This is a genomic window from Bacteroides sp. 519 (assembly GCF_010500955.1).
Lineage (GTDB): Bacteria > Bacteroidota > Bacteroidia > Bacteroidales > Bacteroidaceae > Bacteroides.
The window spans coordinates 35,551-52,655 of sequence record NZ_QVMJ01000013.1 but is presented as its reverse complement, the minus strand read 5'-3'; the positions used below and the strand labels follow the sequence as shown (position 1 = coordinate 52,655).

Here is a 17,105-nt window from a genome sequence, read left to right as displayed (position 1 = left end):
TTGTGAGTAATGAGTTTTGAGTTACGATGCCGCATGGTAACTCAAAACTCATTACTCATTACTCAAAACTTAAAACTTAAATCGTACATCCACACCAAACTGTGCAGGACGTCCTTTCTGCATAAATCCTTTCTGCATACTCTCGAAATAGAAAGAGGCATATTCTTTATCAAAGATATTTCTTCCCCAAACATCTACCTGAACAGGACCGGCTACTGCACTGATGCGTGCATTCACTGTACCATAGAAAGATTGGGTTACATCGTTAGCCTCTGTCCAATAGATTTTACCGGCGCCACTATATCCCAGATTAGCAGTTAACTCACTGATGGTTTTGTTTTCGCCAAAGCGCCAGGTGTACTGACCGTTAGCAGAGAAAGTGTGTTGAGGAACGAATGGAACATAGTTGCCACTGTAATCCACAGCTTCTACTTTTCCGTTTGGTTTATGATTGGATTCGTATTTACGGAAAGTTGCATGGGTATAACCATAGTTCACGTTCACCATCAATGCATTTGTTATTTGCGAGCGCAATGCTGCTTCTACCCCATAACTGCGGCTTGTTCCTGCATTTTCAGTCATACGTCCGAAACCATTATCCGAGAAGCGTGCTATTTGCTGATCGTGCGTATCCATATAGAATGCTGCCAGATCGGCAAAGAGATGGTTATCAAATAAATTAAGGTGGGCACCTATTTCGTAGTTCCAACTATATTCGGGTTTATATACTGTGCTCTCGCTGATGGTAAAGTCGTTCTTTGTTTCAGGAATCATACTTAACATTCCATTTACAGCAGGTTCGGTCATACCCATATTTAGCATATACTCTTTAAGATTCCCTTTTACATCGTTCACCATACTGCCGGCCAATTCACTTTGTATAATATCCGAGAACATTTGCACATTATACCCTCCCGAGCGATATCCTTTTGATACCGATGCATAGATGTTATTACGGCTGTTAATGTCGTATTTCAAGGCAAACTTTGGCAATAATTGCAGATAATCATTTGTTTCTTTACCTTTTAGGCTAGGACCTGTTGTTTCTATTGGCAACGTTATTGGTCGGGGCATCATAGGTATTGTCAGCGAGAAGTTGTAATCAAGGTTGGTGCTACCGGAATTGTATTTCATACTATTCTTCTCATAATCCAAACGAAGTCCGGCGGTAAACGATAGTCCTTCGATAAACAAGTTATCATAGGTTGATTGATGGTATACAGCCAGATTCAGGTTGGGCGTATCGAAGTTACCTGTTGTTGTAAGAAGGCTTCCTTCTTTAATATCAAGGTTCATAGCGGGTGCTCCTGTTGGCAATCCTGCAAAAATCTTGTTTACATTACCTTCTATCATTTGGTTTACACCGTCTTCTTTAAACAAAACGGGGCCGTCGGTATTGAGCCATTGATAGAACCCGAAAACACCGGTAGTCCACTGCCAGTTACTGCCTGGTTTGGATTTTAATACAACCTCCTCCGATAGTGTACTTAGTTTCTGTTTCTGGGTAATGTTAAAGATATCATCTGTAGTAAAATCCTGATCCAGAAACATGCGGTCTTTCATATTCTGAAATCCGGTTACTGCACTCAACACAAAGTGTTTTGCCTGATATTCAACATTTAAACCAGTATTAAACAAACCGCGACGATAGCTAGCCTCATCATTATAGGCTATTTTATCTATATACTCTTTTCTATCTTCTTCTTTTCCAATGGCACCTGTATAATAATAGGGGTATCCTCCCTGATCGTTGTACTCGTAACCTACAGTAAAGTCTAGTTTCAAATTATCAGAGGGTAACCAGATGGCACGGATACGGCCTCCACCGGCATCAAGTTTATCTACCCGCTTGTTGTTATAGCTGTTCTTGAAGAATCCACCGGCATGTTCATAGAATCCACCGGCCGAGAATGCAAACTTCTCATTTATTCTGTGGTATTTGGTAACTGATGCGTTGTAATTATTATAGGTACCTGCGCTTAAACGTACATCGGTTCCTTGATAAGTAAAGGGCGATTTGGTATAAACCCGGATCAACCCTCCCATTGTATTACGCCCATACAATGTTCCTTGCGGACCACGAAGAACATCAATCCGTTCTACATCGGCATAATTAAAATCGAATGCCGATTTATCTATATAAGGTACATTGTCCACATACAATCCCACGGATGGGGTATTGATTCTGGAACCGATACCACGAATGTAAATGGCTGATGTTAATCGGGAACCATAATCGGGAATAAAGATGTTGGGTACTAATGCAGTAAGATTTTTGATGCTGTTTACCTGATTGGCTTGCATATCTTGTTGCGAAAGTAATGTAACAGCGTTAGGCAATTCGCGCAACTTCTTGTTTTCTTTGGGTGTGGCTATGACTACAATTTCTTCCACATCAACTACACGCAAGGTATCGCGTGGGATGTCTTCGGCTACAATGTTATGTACTACAAATAGTGACGAAAGGAGTAAGAGTGCTAATTTTTTCATTTGTTTCTTAATATCACAAGGATACCCACAAGGGGTATCCCTACATTGTTTAATTTTCGCCTGCAAAGTAACGGCAATTCCATTACCTGCGCAATCCTAATTTATTAGGATATATGATGAATATTTAATAAAGAAGTCCGAACATCCACAAAGGGATTCGGTTACCAAATCCGGTTTCAATATCATCTATAGCCACAAAACTATTGCTCAAATCCTTTATCTGATTAAAGTTCTTATTTACACCACCAATTTCGAAAGTAAATATATCATCTGCTACAAAATCGCCTTGATTAGATGTATTTAGTTTGTGTAAAACGCGCATTTGGTTTGCAAAGAAAGTCTCACGAATATTACCCTGATTTACATTCGATTCGGATAAAGCATAAAGCAAGTTTGTATTATCCAGATATATTTTATTTGGTTTGTTCATTGAACTCATTCCCTTTTGAGGGGAAAGATATGAAATTATTAAACCTGCTTTTTCTAAATAGCCCAAATAACGAAGTGTATTTGCCCGGTTCGCCTCTATTTCTGTACTCAACTTAGTTATGTTAGGCGAGAAAGGAACCAATGAAGAAACTATCATTAGCATCTTCTTTATTTTCTGAATGGTTACATATTCCACCTTTTCTACTGCGGGAAGGTCATTCTCCAGAATTGTATTGATGATATTTTGCAAACGTAATGGATAATCTTTCACTCCTTCTTTATAGAATGGGTAATATCCATATTGAATATATTTCTTATACTCAGGAAGTATTTTAATCTTTGAAGTAATATCGCCGGCAATGGTTTGATGCTTTTGAAGAATATCGTTTAGCGGCAACGGTTCTATATTTAGTATGTTTTCGAAAGCCAAGAATTCGCGGAAAGATAGCCCACACAGATGATAGCTAATGGCTCTGCGCGATAAATCGGCATTCGATTTATAGATTTCCAAAATAGAGGAACCAGTAAAAACAACATGTAAATCGGGATAACTATCGTATATGTTCTTTATTTCGATAGACCAAGTTGGATAACGATGTACCTCGTCCAGAAATAGATGTGTGCCACCATAGGCTTGAAACTGATTAACCAAATCGGATAAAGAGTTCTTTGTAAACCAAATGTTATCAAGACTGATATAGATTGCCTTACTACGATCGGGGAAGTTTTTCTTTATATATTGTAATAGCATGGTTGTTTTCCCCGTTCCTCTGGCACCAGTAATAGCGATAAGACGATTGTTCCAGTTTATTTCATTATATAAATAACGATGATAAGTTGTGTTTACTGCATTCAGTAAACGATTGTAATGTCCAATTAATGAGTCCATAATAAATGCTTTCTACAAATATACTAAATTGTACTTTCAAAAGAACGTTTTTCCCCTAAAATTGTTCTTTCAAAAGTACAATCTGGTAATTATAACCTGCTTATATGCTATCTGCCTCTACATAACCATTCATCACGGCATACATTGTTAAGCCGGAAACCGACTTTATTCCAAGTTTTTCGGTGATGTTTTTGCGGTGGGTAATTACTGTTGTTAGTGATATATTCAGCTTTTCGGCTATTTCCTTATTTATATATCCTTTGCTTACCAGTACCAGCACTTCAATTTCCCGGTCGGACAGGTCTTTATCGCCGTTCTCGTGCCGGATGGGGCGTGCGCTACCCGAAATAAATTTCTCCAGTTCGGCTTTCAAGCGGATTTCCGGGAGGAAGATATTAAGGATATGATGTCCCGGGGGCATAGCGGTACCTCCTACCCCATGCATCAGAATAACGGTTTTGGCTTTCCGGGGTTGAAAAAAGGCATTGTATAGTACATAGGTTTGCGATGAAACAAAATACCAGGTGTACATATCGGGGGTGTCGTCGGCAAAGGTGCCGAAATCGGGGAAGGTGCGAACAATGCATTGCCCACAAATGGATTTGATTAATTCCCGTAGTCCGACGGCGGAAAGGGTATCGGGGGTGATAATGGCTATTTCCATGTTAATTCTTTTTTTGAAACGCGGATTAACGCGGATTAACGCAGATTTTTATTCTAAGATCGTAGTGAATTGAGATTATATAATCTGCGTTAATCCGCGTTAATCTGCGTTTCAAATCTGTATATATTCTACTGCTGCCTCCGCACACCGTTCTCCATCAATGCCGGCAGATACGATTCCACCTGCATATCCGGCACCTTCGCCGCACGGAAACAATCCGTTGATGGTGACATGTTGCAAGCTATCTTTATCTCGTACAATACGAACGGGCGACGAAGTACGGCTCTCAACTCCAATCATAACGGCTTCGTTGGTCAAAAAGCCACGAGCGTTACGGCCAAACTGATTAAAGCCGGCTGCTAACCGTTTAGTAACAAACTCGGGTAACCAGAAATGGAGGGGCGACGATATCAATCCCGGACTGTACGAGCTTTCGGGTAAATCGAAACTTAGTTTCTTCTTGGTAAAGTCTACCATGCGTTGTGCCGGGGCTGTTTGTTTCATTCCTCCCTGCAACCAACTTTGTCTTTCTATTTCTTGCTGAAACTGCATCATTGCCAGTATACCGGTACCATAGGAAGTTATATCTTCCGGATGAACCTCTACCACCATGCCCGAATTGCTCCACTTCGACCCGCGGTTCGAGGGCGACATACCGTTTACCACAACCTGCTCGGGCCCACTGGCGGCGGGAACCACAAATCCACCGGGACACATACAGAAACTATAAACGCCACGGCCTTCTGCCTGAGTCACAAAGCTATACTCGGCAGCGGGCAGATATTTGCCGCGTCCTTCTTTGTTGTGGTATTGTATCTGGTCGATAAGGTGTGCCGGGTGTTCAAGACGTACACCTACGGCAATACCTTTAGCTTCCATGGTTACATTGTTATTGAACAGCCAGTTGTAAACATCGCGGGCAGAATGTCCGGTAGCCAGAATAACGGGTCCCATAAAGGTGTTTCCGGTATTTGTTTCAATGCCTTCTACTTTTCCGTTCCGGATGATAAGGCTATCCATGCGGGTATTGAAGTGTACTTCGCCACCACATGCTATAATGGTGTTGCGCATATTCTCAATCACGCGGGGAAGTTTATCGGTTCCGATATGCGGATGTGCATCAACAAGGATATTAGATGATGCTCCGTGTTGGCAAAACACATTGAGTATTTTATCTACATTGCCTCGCTTTTTGCTACGGGTGTACAGTTTTCCATCGGAGAAGGCTCCTGCCCCACCCTCTCCAAAGGAGTAGTTCGATTCGGGGTTTACTGTATGTTCTGTGCTGATGAGGGCAATATCTTTCCGGCGCTCGTGCACATCTTTTCCCCGTTCTACAATGATTGGGCGGATGCCTGCTTCAATGAGTCGCAGGGCGGCAAAGAGTCCGCCGGGACCTGCACCAACAATAATTACCTGAGGCTTGCCTTCTACATTGGGGTACTCGGTACGGATGTACTCTTCTTTATCGGGCATCTCGTTGATATAGATGCGTACTTTCAGGTTTATGAAGATGGTTCGTTGCCGGGCATCTATGCTCCGCTTTAGTATGCGAATGGCGGTGATGTCTTTGTTGTTTAAACCGTTTTCTTCTATTAGGTATTGTTTGATGTCCCGCTCGCTTGCTGCTTGCTGGGGGAGTAGGCGTAGTTGGATTTCTTGTATCATATTTTTTTTGAAACGCTAAGTTACGCGGAGTTACGCGGAGTTTATTATTTTATAGTATATATCTTTTTATGCCATACTTAAGGCTAGTTGAATAAAAGTTTATTAAATAGCCTATATGTAATTTGCTTAATCTAAGATAAGTCATGAGTTGAGCAGTATGAATTGGCTGTAGTATTTCTACTGTTTTGAGTTCTAAAATAATTTTATTTGCCACTAATATATCAATTCTATATCCACAATCCAGTTTCTTACCATCATAAACAATAGGCAGTTCTTTTTGTCTTTCAAACGGTATCTTTTCTTTCTCCAATTCATGACAAAGGCATGCTTCATATGCACTTTCCAATAATCCTGGTCCCAAAGTTGTATGCACTTTATAAGCCAATCCCATCACCTTATATCCTAAATCGTTCGTATCTTTATCTACTTCAACCATAACTAATAATTAAAATTAAAAACTCCGCGAAACTTAGCGAAACTCAGCGTTTCAAAAAAATCACCCGAAGAGCACCCTAAACGCCTCCTCCACCTTCTTCACCGGCACCAATTCTATTTTCAACCTCTTCTTATCTATCCCTTGCAAATTCGACTTAGGCAAGATAAACCGCCTGAACCCTAGCTTCTCCGCCTCGCCAATCCGTTGTTCAATACGCCCAACCGGACGAATCTCACCCGATAAACCTATCTCCCCGGCCATACAAACGCCCGATTCAATCCCTACATCCATATTCGAAGAAAGAATCGCACTTATCACCGCCAGGTCTATTGCTGGGTCGTTTACCCGCAAACCACCTGCTATATTCAAGAAAACATCCTTTTGTGCCAGCTTGAAACCCACACGTTTTTCCAACACCGCCAACAACATATTCATCCTCCTGATATCGAATCCCGTGGCCGACCGCTGCGGATTACCATACACTGCCGAGCTTACCAGCGCTTGCGTTTCAATAAGGAACGGGCGAACACCCTCAATGGCCGACGCAATGGCCACACCACTCATCCCCTCATGATCTTGCGAAAGAAGCAGTTCCGATGGGTTACTTACCTGTCGCAAGCCATCCTGCCGCATCTCGTAAATACCCAACTCGGCTGTGCTACCAAAGCGGTTTTTGATGCTTCGCAATATACGGTACATATAATGTTGATCGCCTTCGAACTGCAAAACCGTATCCACAATATGCTCCAGCACCTTAGGACCGGCAATGCTACCCTCCTTATTTATATGGCCGATAAGCAACACCGGAATATGCGTTTCTTTGGCAAACCTTAGGATTGAAGCCGAACATTCGCGCACCTGCGATATGCTTCCCGGCGAAGATTCGATACTTTCGGTAGAAATAGTTTGAATAGAGTCGATGATAACCAACTCCGGATTTGTATTTTTTATATGCACATAAATCTGTTCCAGCGATGTTTCGCACACAATCAAACAGTTGCTCGATGCCTTGCTCAAACGGTCGGCACGGAGTTTTAGCTGTCGCGCACTCTCCTCACCCGATACATATAGAATCCGTTTATCGGGCATCCGAAGAACCGTTTGCAGTACCAGTGTAGATTTACCAATGCCCGGTTCGCCTCCAATCAATACAAGCGAACCCGGAACAAGTCCGCCACCCAATACGCGGTTCAACTCTTCATCGTTCATATCTATGCGGGTTTCGTCGCCTGCTTCAATCTCGCTCAGGGTAACCGGACGGGCTTTTGCCGTTTCAATCCCCGACACCACGCGCCTGTTTGCTGGTTCTTTCCGCACAATTTCCTCAACGTATGTATTCCACTGTCCACAAGCCTGACATTTCCCTACCCATTTGGGAGAGTCCTGACCGCAATTGGAACAAACATAAACTGTTCTTTCTTTTGCCATAAACTCTTATTTGTTTTTTGTGATATCCTTATTGAATACCTTCGAAAAGCTATAAGAATAAGCTTTGGAACACCCGGGTCTTCACCCTTTGTACACCCGGATGTACAGTCCCTTTACACCCGGGTGTACAGGTTGTTTACACCCGGGTGTTCAGAGACTGTACACCCGGGTGTTCCAAAGCTTATTCCAGTACAAAAGTAAACATATACTAGTGCAATAACAAACATATGCTGGTGCAATTGCAAACAAAACATAGTTCATTTTCAATAAAGATACTATCTTTACGCCATCAATAACCTGTTTCTAAATTCTACATAAGCTATGACTGACACTGAAAAAGCAATCATTGAAGGCCTTGCGGCAGGTTGCGAAGAAGCCTATAAATACATTTACAACACCCACTACCAAGCGTTGTGTATGTTTGCGGCACAGTATGTACCAGATGATTTTATGGCAGAAACAATTGTTGGCGATGTTATTTTTCACATCTGGCAAAACCGCCAAACGCTTACAATAACGCAATCTTTGCGAAACTATCTTTTAACGGCTGTAAAAAACAGGTGCCTCAATTACCTGGAGTTTCAACACAGGCAGCAAGCGCTTATCAATCATACTACCGAAAAACTAAACGAACGCCAATTAAATTACGAAGCGCAAACAGAGTATCCCCTCACCGCTTTGCTCGAAAAAGAATTGGACGTGAAGATTACCCGGGCATTAAACAAACTACCCCAACAAACCCGGCATATCTTTTTGTTGAGTCGCTTTTCGAACTTAAAATACCAAGAAATTGCACAGCAAACCGGTACCTCGGTCGATGTTGTTAAATACCACATAAAGTCGGCCCTGGCGCGTTTACGCGATGAATTAAAAGAGTATCTGATTACCATCTTGGTGCTATTTTCTCTTTTTCTTTAAAAAAAACCGAGTTTTAGTTTACCCTTTTTTTCGTATCACTTGTCTATTAAATGTATAAGCAAATTATGAGTACAATCAATCAACAGGAAGAATACTGGCTTAATCTGATTATAGATTACTTCACCAATAACTTGTCCGACGATTCGCGCAGGGAGTTAGAGGAGTGGATAGCGGCATCAGATGCCAACTATGCCTATTTTAAATCGCTCGAAAAAGTTTGGAAATCAATGGAAATTACCCGCAACATGAACCGGTTTAACAATGATAAGGCATACCAACTGTTCAGAAGCCGTGTACACATGGAGCCATCGCCCGTAGTGCAAAAAAACACTACCATGCGTCGTGCTTTGTTTGTTGCAGCCGTGTTGCTTCCTTTTTTAGTTTTAGGATTCTTTGCTTTGCAATATGCCGGTTTGTTCAACAATCCGGTTATGGTATCGCGTATTGAGGCTCCCAACGGTTCAAAAACACAAGCTACATTGGCAGATGGAACTGTGGTATGGCTTAACGCAGGCTCCAGTCTTGTTTTTCCACCCAAGTTTGGCAAGACCGAAAGAAGGGTAAGCCTGCTGGGCGAAGCCTCGTTTAAAGTAGCCCCCAATGCCCAATGCCCCTTTATTGTAGAAACTTCCGAGATGGCTGTTAAAGTACTGGGTACCACCTTCAACGTTCATGCATACCCCGAAACGGGGGATACTAAGGTGGCCTTGCTTGAGGGTGCAGTAAAACTACTGCCCAAATTGGGCGATGCTTATGATATGGAAGCAGGCCAACTGGCAATATATAATCGGGCCTCGGGCCAGATAAACATACACCAAAGCGGAGTTCAGAATGCTTTTGGGTGGCAAAAAAACAAGCTGACATTCGAGGCAGAAACGTTTGAACAGATTGTTTGTGTACTGGAACGCACTTATGGAGTAACCATACAGATTCACAACGAAGCATTGAAGCAACGAAAATTTGGAGGCGATTTCTACAATAACAGCATTGAAGAGATAATGAAAGTAGTATCGACCAATCAAAATTTTACGTATACAATAAAAGAGAACCAAATAGATATCTATTAACAATAACCAGTAATTAAGTCAGTATGAAAAAAACGTTTAATTAAAAAGCGAGCCGGAGGATGCGGCCACATCCACCGGCTCTTGTTCCGGATTAAAAATCATCGAATCTGATTATTAACTCTAAAACTAATACAAATGTATAAAAAAACTTTATGCAAAGGAATTCTATGCCCGGTTTTATATAGCGGGAGAATTGTAAATATCATGAAAGCTACATTTATTCTTCTGATTACGGGGATACTATCTATCTCGGCGAATACGTATTCGCAAAACACCAAAGTATCCATTAACTTGCAAAACAAAACATTGAATGATGTTTTTGCATCGATCAAAGAGCAAACCGATTACTCGTTCTGGTTTGAAGTAAGTGATGTAGATATACACCGCCAAGTATCTATACAGGTAGAGAACATGCCGGTTAAAGATGTACTGAAAGCTGTACTGAGCGATCAGGAACTGGAATATACCATGACGGGAAACCACATTGTGATACTAAAGAACCGGGGCAAAGGAACCGAAAACGACCTGCGCCAAATGATTGCCCAAAACAAAAGACAAATAAAGGGGAGTGTAAAAGATGAGTTTGGCGACCCTGTTATAGGGGTGAACATTATGGTTAAAAACACATCGACCGGAACCATTACCGATATAGATGGGCTTTTTACCATTGCTGCTAATATAGGCGATGTATTGGTGGTGAAATTCCTGGGATATCTAACACAGGAGATAACCATAGGGGCCGAAACCACCTACACCATTACAATGAAAGAAGATGCCAAGACGCTCGACGAAGTTGTGGTTGTGGGATATGGAACTACCTCAAAACGCAAAACAACATCGGCCATATCCAGCGTAAAGGCTGATGAAATTGCACAAACACCCGTGCCCAATGTTACACAAAGTTTGGCAGGCCGGGCGGCAGGGCTTATTGTTACCACGTCGGGCGGAGGTATTAATCAAACATCGAGTATCAGCATACGTGGTGGTGGAAGTCCACTGTATGTTATTGATGATGTTATATCGGAAGCACGAGACTTCCAGAACCTCAATCCAAACGATATCGACCAGATTTCTATTTTAAAAGATGCCTCGGCAACAGCCGTATACGGTGCCCGCGCAGGTAATGGCATTATTATGGTAACAACCAAACAAGGCAAAAGCGGCAAACTGAATGTAGACTATAACTTCAACTACACACTAAGTCAGCCGGCTTATCTGCCCGAGAAACTGGATGCTTACCACGCGGCTTATTACCTGAACAGAGGTCAACAATCGGACGGACTACCCGATTTGTATTTGCCCGAAGACTTGCAAAAGTACAAAGACGGGAGTGACCCTTTTGGCCATGCCAATACCGACTGGCAAGATGTTACCATGCGTACGTTTGCACCCGAACAAAGCCACAACCTCTCGGTTAGAGGAGGAAGCGAAAACATAAGGATTTATACTGGGCTAGGCTACTACGATCAGGAATCAATTTATCGCAGCAATACACACAGCATGCAACGCTATAATGTACGTACCAATCTGGTAGCCAATCTCAAAGAAATTGGGTTGAAGGTAACAACCGGTATCGATGCCTACATTCTTGACCTCAACGAACCGGCAACAGCTGGTGGTAGTGGCTATTTTACAATATGGTCGCACATTCAAAACAAAAAACCTTTTGAACCAGCCTACAACCCGTACGGGCAGATTTACAGTGGCACCACAGATAATCCGTTGCTGGACATCAGCGAAAACGGCGGATACTTTAAGCAACAAAGAAGCACTGTAAAAGGTAATCTGTCATTAGAATGGAGCCTTCCATGGGTACCCGGACTGAAGCTGAAAGCATTGGGTAACTACACCATTATGAACGATAAAAACAAATCGTGGAATAAAACTGCTACAGCTTACGACTGGGAGGGAAACCCCAACACACCGGCTAAATCCAGTTTATCAAAAAACACCTACTACTACCGCAACTTTGCTACACAATTTTTTGCCGATTACAGCAACACTTTTAAAGAAGTGCATACGGTAGGTGCTACATTGGGTATCGAGGCCAATGGTAGAGACTTTGATACAAACAGCCTCTCGCGCGAACAATACATACTAGATGTAGATCAGATTGGAGCGGGCCCGGTAAATACGGCAAAGAACAGTTCATCGGAGGGAGTTGGAAGCCGCAATGCCGGCCTTATTGCACGCTTAAAATACGATTATGCAGCCAGATATATGGCCGAAGTCAATATGCGCTACGATGGAAGCGACCAGTTTCCGGATGGTAATCGTTGGGGGACTTTCTTCTCCGGATCATTGGCCTGGGCTATTTCGGAAGAACGTTTCTGGACCAAACTACGCGAAAATCACATCTTCGATCAGTTTAAAATACGGGTTTCTTATGGTGAGATTGGACAGGATAGCGGTGTAGGCAGGTATGCGTATCTGCCTTCATATAACCTTTCGGAACGCGGAGGTTACTTCGGTGGGCAGTTTGTTCCCGGATTCAGTGAAGGCAATCTGGTTAGCCCCGACATCAGTTGGTACACCGTTAAGGATTTCAATATCGGGTTCGACTTTGCTTCGCTCAACAGTCGTCTATCGGGTTCGGTAGACTATTTCAGAAAGGCTACCACCGGTTATCTGCACACACCTTCGGGAGTAGCTTATACCGCACCATTGGGTAAAGACCTTCCAACCATTAAAACCAATGGCGAACGCATCAGGCAAGGTTTTGAATTTGTTGTGCAATGGAAAGACAAAATCAATGAGTTGGAATATGCACTATCGGCCAACATGACGTTGTACGACGATCGTTATAATATTAATCCCTACGAATCGGAAGTAAATCAAAAGAACCCTTACAAGCGGGTTACACAAGAGGGCAGTTATACCACCATTGGTTATATTACCGATGGACTGTACAAAGACTATTACGATGTGTACAATTCGCCCAAGCTAACCAGCTCTACCAACCTGGTAGCAGGAGACATTAAGTATAAAGACTTTAACGGTGATGGTATTATTGATGGTGAGGACCAAGTACGCATCGGAAGCGGATCGTCGCCCCGTGCCAACTACGGTATTACTGCCGATTTACACTATAAAGGTTGGTTCCTGAACATGTTGTGGCAGGGAGCTACTTCGTATGATATTGTGATGGGAAACATTCTGCAAGGCGGAAACAGCAATTACCTACCGGTTATTTACGAATTCCAAACCGACATCTGGGAGCCGGGCAACACCAATGCACGCTATCCGCGCCAACACTCAAGCGCCGGTTACAATGGCAATAACAACTTCAGCACTTCGGATTTTTGGTTGGTTAATGCAGCTTACATCCGTTTAAAGAACGCTTCTGTTGGCTACGACTTCAAGCATAAGTTACTGAAAAATGTGAGTTGGCTGTCGAAGTGTGCCCTGTCGCTGGGTGGTTACAACTTACTTACGTTCAGCCCAGCCAAGAAATACGGTATGGACCCTGAGGTAGGAAGTGGAAGCATGTATGCTTATCCCATTTCGAGAGTATATACCATCAGCCTGAGTTTAGGATTCTAACTTTAACAACAAATTACTTATGAAACTAAATCAATATATAGTATTTGCTTGCCTTGCCGGAACCATGGCATTGCAAAGCTGCAACGATTTTCTGGATACAAAACCTACAGAAACCTATAGTGACAATCTGGTATGGAGCAGTCCCAGTACGGTAGATGCTTTTGTTATTACTAACTACGGCTCTGCTTCGAGCCCATATACCGACTTTGCTACTATTGATAATGCCTTTACTACCAACCTTGTTCCCTGCCGAAGCTCTTGCCCTTCGGAAGCACGCGGGCTAAGAGACCGTACCTGGAACTGGGGATTTAACCGCTTTACAGCCATTCGCAACTGTAACCTGATTATCGAAAAGGTTGCCGGTTCTGATGTGTTGGACGAGAAATATAAAACACAGTATACAGCCGAAGCCAAGATGATGCGGGCCATGATATACTACGATTTGGCCCGTCACAGTGGCCGGTTTATCTGGGTTGACCGTGTACTTAACACTACCGACGAATTCAACCTGCCCCTAACAGCCAATATAGTTGAAAGTTACAGTAAAGTATTGACCGACCTCAGAGAGGCTATTGAAGGCTTGCCGCAAACAGCCGTTAGCGGACGCTTAACCAAGAACGCGGGTTTGGCATTATTATCCGAGGTTTGTCTTACAGCAGCAGCTTATACCAATAACGATGCTTCATTACATAAAGCTACAGGCACAGACCTGTACAGAGAGGCCATTGCCGCTGTAGATGCTATAGAAGGGGTGTCGCTAGATGCCGATTACGAAAGCATATTCAACGAAAAAGGAGCGTACAACTCGCCCGAGATTATCATGGCAACCTACTACAGCAAAACCAACAACAACTGTATGAACACCATGATTAACCTGATGCCCAACCTGTTGAACGATAATCTGGCCAAGAACGACTGCGGTCCGCTCTTTAAACAAGCCGATATCTTTGAGGGTTGGTTAGACTATACACCCAGCCAGAATTTGGTAGACAACTACCTGGTTATTGATCAGAAAACAGGTCAGGCCGTACGTTGGAACGAAAGTTCACAGTTCGTCGAAAACACCTCGCCCATCAGCCTTACCGATGCAGCAGGACGCATTACTCCTAAAGACCCTGCCGAATTGGTAGACCAAACATCATTGGCTTATGCAGTTACTACGGCCGATGTTTCCATCAGCGACTTAATGTATCAATACCGGGATAAACGGTTCGATGCCACTATTCTGCACGATGGTTCTTCTTTCTATGGCGAAACACTGGCCACTTGCCGGTTGGGTAACTTCAGCCGTTGGGCAAGCGAAGCATACGGTGCCGACCATGTTCCGTTAACCAACTATGGCATGCGCAAGTCTATCTATACCAATGTGTCGCCCCGTGTATTCTACAATACCCCAACCGACTATCATAAAGTGGTGTTCCGCTACGGCCGCGCAGTGTTAAATAAAGCCGAAGCGCAACTCTGTTTGGCTAAAACAGATGCAAGCATGCTAACAGCAGCAATAGAAACCTTCAACCAAACCCGTACCATTCATGGAGGGCTTCCGGCATCAACAGCTACTACGCTTCAGGAGGCATGGACCGACTACAAGCGCGAACGCCGGGTAGAATTTGTTTTCGAAGCCGATTATTACTGGAGCTTGTTGCGCTGGGGTAAATACGGATACGAAGCCAATCACGGTTTAGCACCGGGAAGCACCATTCTCGAATTAGATGAGCCTGCCACATTTATTGAAATAGCCACCGACCGTACAGCTGCATACATTGGCAATGTACAGTTTCAGAACGATCAACGCACATTCAATGAAAACCGGGCCTATTTGTTCCCCATTACTCAAACAATTATTAATGCAAACTCGGCTATATCCGACAGTGATCAAAATCCGGGTTGGTAATTTAATGAACAAATAAAATAAGAAAAACATGAAAAGAATAAACTCAAAACAATTCAGTTGGCTAACCATTTTATTGTGCATGCCGTTGTTAATGGCCTGTGGCTGGGAAGATATGCCTGCCTACGAAGAAGCCGAAATATCGCAAGCTGTATTCTATTACCGTTGGGATAGTGGTAAGAAAGATGCCATTACCGGCGAACCCATTGTAGCCGAAAAGCAGTTGAGTTGCAGCAGCGAGGTAGATAGCGAGCAAGCAGTAGTAAACGTAACCGTGAAAATACCCGCAGCCGATGCTACTTTCACCGAAGCTATACGTAATCAGGTTACACAAAAACTACTGTGGGGAACTGCACGTATATCAACAGCAGCACGCATTGCCCCAACCGACGGAGCACCCGAACTGGGTACACCTGGCGATTGGACACACGCTAACAAGTACATAGTAACAGCAGCCGACGGTACCAAGAAAACATGGACCATACGGATTACTGCGTTTAATCACTAGTGCATATCAACCCTGCCGTTGGAAACCCTCCTTAACCCCTAGGGGGGATGTCCAACGGCATCATTTACAGAGTTTATCAATATGACCCCTTCCTCTACCCGTTTAGCTTCTCTCGACATCCTAAGAGGCTTCGATCTCTTTCTTCTAGTGTTTTTTCAACCTGTTTTCATTGCTTTAGGACAACAGTTAAACCTGCCGTGGCTCAACAGCATACTTTATCAGTTCGACCATGAAGTTTGGGTGGGTTTCCGTTTCTGGGACCTTATTATGCCGTTGTTTCTATTCATGACAGGGGTGTCTATGCCTTTTTCTTTTGCTAAATACAAAAAACTCAACCCCAAAAACAACTCTCAACTAATAAAGATTGCTAAGCGATTTCTGTTGCTCTTTCTATTCGGAATGATAGTACAAGGCAACCTGTTGGGTTTCGACTTACACCACATTTATATATACAATAACACCCTGCAAGCCATTGCAACAGGTTACCTGATAGCTGCCATCTTATTGTTGCACTGCTCATTAAAAACACAACTCATATCTACAGCATTGCTATTACTGATTTATTGGATACCCATGACCTTTGCCGGCGACTTTAGTCTCGAAGGAAACTTTGCCTACAAAGTGGATGCCTATTTATTAGGACGTTTCCGGGGCGACCCCACCTATACATGGATATGGAGTAGCCTCACCTTTGGAGTTACGGTTATGTTAGGAACCTTTGCCGGCCACATTATGAAAGAAGGAAAAAACAAACGCAAACAAGTGGTGCAAAAACTATTCATTGCAGGGCTTGTACTGGTAGGTGCCGGATTGTTGTGGAGTTTACAAATGCCAATCATTAAACGAATATGGACAGGCAGCATGACACTGCTATCCGGTGGATACTGTTTCTTGTTAATGGCCCTGTTTTATTATCTGATAGATTATAAAGGATATAGCCGCGGCATGAACTGGTTGAAAGTGTATGGAATGAATTCTATTACTGCCTATATGCTTGGCGAAGTGATTAACTTCCGTTGCATAGCCGCATCGGTTAGTTATGGATTGAAACCCTATCTGGGCAATTATTATTCGGTATGGTTAACCTTTGCCAACTTCCTTATTCTGTTCTTTATTCTCAGAATGATGTATAAGAAACAATGCTTTTTAAAGATTTGATTTATAGTATTTTGAA

Annotated in this window: 12 protein-coding genes; 6 read left to right on the top strand and 6 right to left on the bottom strand. The window is 43.0% G+C overall.

All coding sequences use genetic code 11. The features are described 5' to 3' along the window. Positions 1-69: 69 nt before the first annotated feature. The 6 genes from D0T85_RS12315 to radA all read right to left on the bottom strand — a co-directional run bounded on the left by D0T85_RS12315 (position 70) and on the right by radA (position 8,004). Positions 70-2,490, bottom strand: a complete 2,421-nt coding sequence (locus D0T85_RS12315; protein ID WP_163213629.1) for a TonB-dependent receptor — start codon at positions 2,488-2,490, stop codon at positions 70-72. 124 nt (positions 2,491-2,614) lie between these two features. Continuing rightward, a complete protein-coding gene (locus tag D0T85_RS12310) occupies positions 2,615-3,808 on the bottom strand; it encodes an ATP-binding protein (RefSeq protein ID WP_163213627.1) in 1,194 nt (397 codons plus the stop codon). 100 nt (positions 3,809-3,908) lie between these two features. Next, positions 3,909-4,472 carry a LuxR C-terminal-related transcriptional regulator gene (locus tag D0T85_RS12305; protein WP_163213625.1) on the bottom strand — a complete coding sequence of 188 codons (564 nt, stop codon included), beginning with the start codon at positions 4,470-4,472 and terminating at the stop codon, positions 3,909-3,911. Between the two features lie 111 nt (positions 4,473-4,583). Next, positions 4,584-6,140 (bottom strand): NAD(P)/FAD-dependent oxidoreductase, encoded by a 1,557-nt coding sequence (locus D0T85_RS12300; protein ID WP_163213623.1) that lies wholly within the window; start codon positions 6,138-6,140, stop codon positions 4,584-4,586. Between the two features lie 49 nt (positions 6,141-6,189). Then, entirely contained in the window at positions 6,190-6,576 is a 387-nt protein-coding gene (locus tag D0T85_RS12295; protein WP_163213622.1) for a GxxExxY protein, read from the bottom strand. Between the two features lie 60 nt (positions 6,577-6,636). Next, the gene (gene radA, locus D0T85_RS12290) at positions 6,637-8,004 is read right to left on the bottom strand and encodes a DNA repair protein RadA (protein ID WP_163213620.1); all 1,368 of its coding nucleotides are present in this window, start codon (positions 8,002-8,004) and stop codon (positions 6,637-6,639) included. 321 nt (positions 8,005-8,325) lie between these two features. Between radA and D0T85_RS12285 the strand changes: the two genes are divergently transcribed. The 6 genes from D0T85_RS12285 (at position 8,326) to D0T85_RS12260 (ending at position 17,089) form a co-directional block, all read left to right on the top strand. After that, positions 8,326-8,922 (top strand): RNA polymerase sigma-70 factor, encoded by a 597-nt coding sequence (locus D0T85_RS12285; RefSeq protein WP_163213618.1) that lies wholly within the window; start codon positions 8,326-8,328, stop codon positions 8,920-8,922. Between the two features lie 65 nt (positions 8,923-8,987). Beyond that, entirely contained in the window at positions 8,988-9,989 is a 1,002-nt protein-coding gene (locus tag D0T85_RS12280) for a FecR family protein (RefSeq protein ID WP_163213616.1), read from the top strand. A 204-nt stretch (positions 9,990-10,193) separates the two neighbouring features. Next, positions 10,194-13,532: a TonB-dependent receptor gene (locus D0T85_RS12275; RefSeq protein WP_239060709.1), complete on the top strand. Its 3,339-nt coding sequence runs from the start codon at positions 10,194-10,196 to the stop codon at positions 13,530-13,532. A gap of 19 nt (positions 13,533-13,551) precedes the next feature. Next, positions 13,552-15,426 (top strand): RagB/SusD family nutrient uptake outer membrane protein, encoded by a 1,875-nt coding sequence (locus tag D0T85_RS12270; RefSeq protein WP_163213614.1) that lies wholly within the window; start codon positions 13,552-13,554, stop codon positions 15,424-15,426. A 28-nt stretch (positions 15,427-15,454) separates the two neighbouring features. After that, positions 15,455-15,931 (top strand): hypothetical protein, encoded by a 477-nt coding sequence (locus D0T85_RS12265; protein WP_163213612.1) that lies wholly within the window; start codon positions 15,455-15,457, stop codon positions 15,929-15,931. Positions 15,932-16,012: 81 nt separating this feature from the next. Next, positions 16,013-17,089 (top strand): acyltransferase family protein, encoded by a 1,077-nt coding sequence (locus tag D0T85_RS12260; RefSeq protein WP_163213610.1) that lies wholly within the window; start codon positions 16,013-16,015, stop codon positions 17,087-17,089. Positions 17,090-17,105 lie beyond the last annotated feature (16 nt).

Bases quoted from the DNA above. Each gene is read 5' to 3' on its own strand.
- D0T85_RS12285 (WP_163213618.1), top strand. From the start codon at position 8,326: ATGACTGACACTGAAAAAGCAATCATTGAAGGCCTTGCGGCAGGTTGC.
- D0T85_RS12300 (WP_163213623.1), bottom strand. From the start codon at position 6,140: ATGATACAAGAAATCCAACTACGCCTACTCCCCCAGCAAGCAGCAAGC.
- D0T85_RS12270 (WP_163213614.1), top strand. From the start codon at position 13,552: ATGAAACTAAATCAATATATAGTATTTGCTTGCCTTGCCGGAACCATG.
- D0T85_RS12305 (WP_163213625.1), bottom strand. From the start codon at position 4,472: ATGGAAATAGCCATTATCACCCCCGATACCCTTTCCGCCGTCGGACTA.
- D0T85_RS12310 (WP_163213627.1), bottom strand. From the start codon at position 3,808: ATGGACTCATTAATTGGACATTACAATCGTTTACTGAATGCAGTAAAC.
- D0T85_RS12280 (WP_163213616.1), top strand. From the start codon at position 8,988: ATGAGTACAATCAATCAACAGGAAGAATACTGGCTTAATCTGATTATA.
- D0T85_RS12260 (WP_163213610.1), top strand. From the start codon at position 16,013: ATGACCCCTTCCTCTACCCGTTTAGCTTCTCTCGACATCCTAAGAGGC.
- D0T85_RS12295 (WP_163213622.1), bottom strand. From the start codon at position 6,576: ATGGTTGAAGTAGATAAAGATACGAACGATTTAGGATATAAGGTGATG.
- radA (WP_163213620.1), bottom strand. From the start codon at position 8,004: ATGGCAAAAGAAAGAACAGTTTATGTTTGTTCCAATTGCGGTCAGGAC.
- D0T85_RS12315 (WP_163213629.1), bottom strand. From the start codon at position 2,490: ATGAAAAAATTAGCACTCTTACTCCTTTCGTCACTATTTGTAGTACAT.
- D0T85_RS12275 (WP_239060709.1), top strand. From the start codon at position 10,194: ATGAAAGCTACATTTATTCTTCTGATTACGGGGATACTATCTATCTCG.
- D0T85_RS12265 (WP_163213612.1), top strand. From the start codon at position 15,455: ATGAAAAGAATAAACTCAAAACAATTCAGTTGGCTAACCATTTTATTG.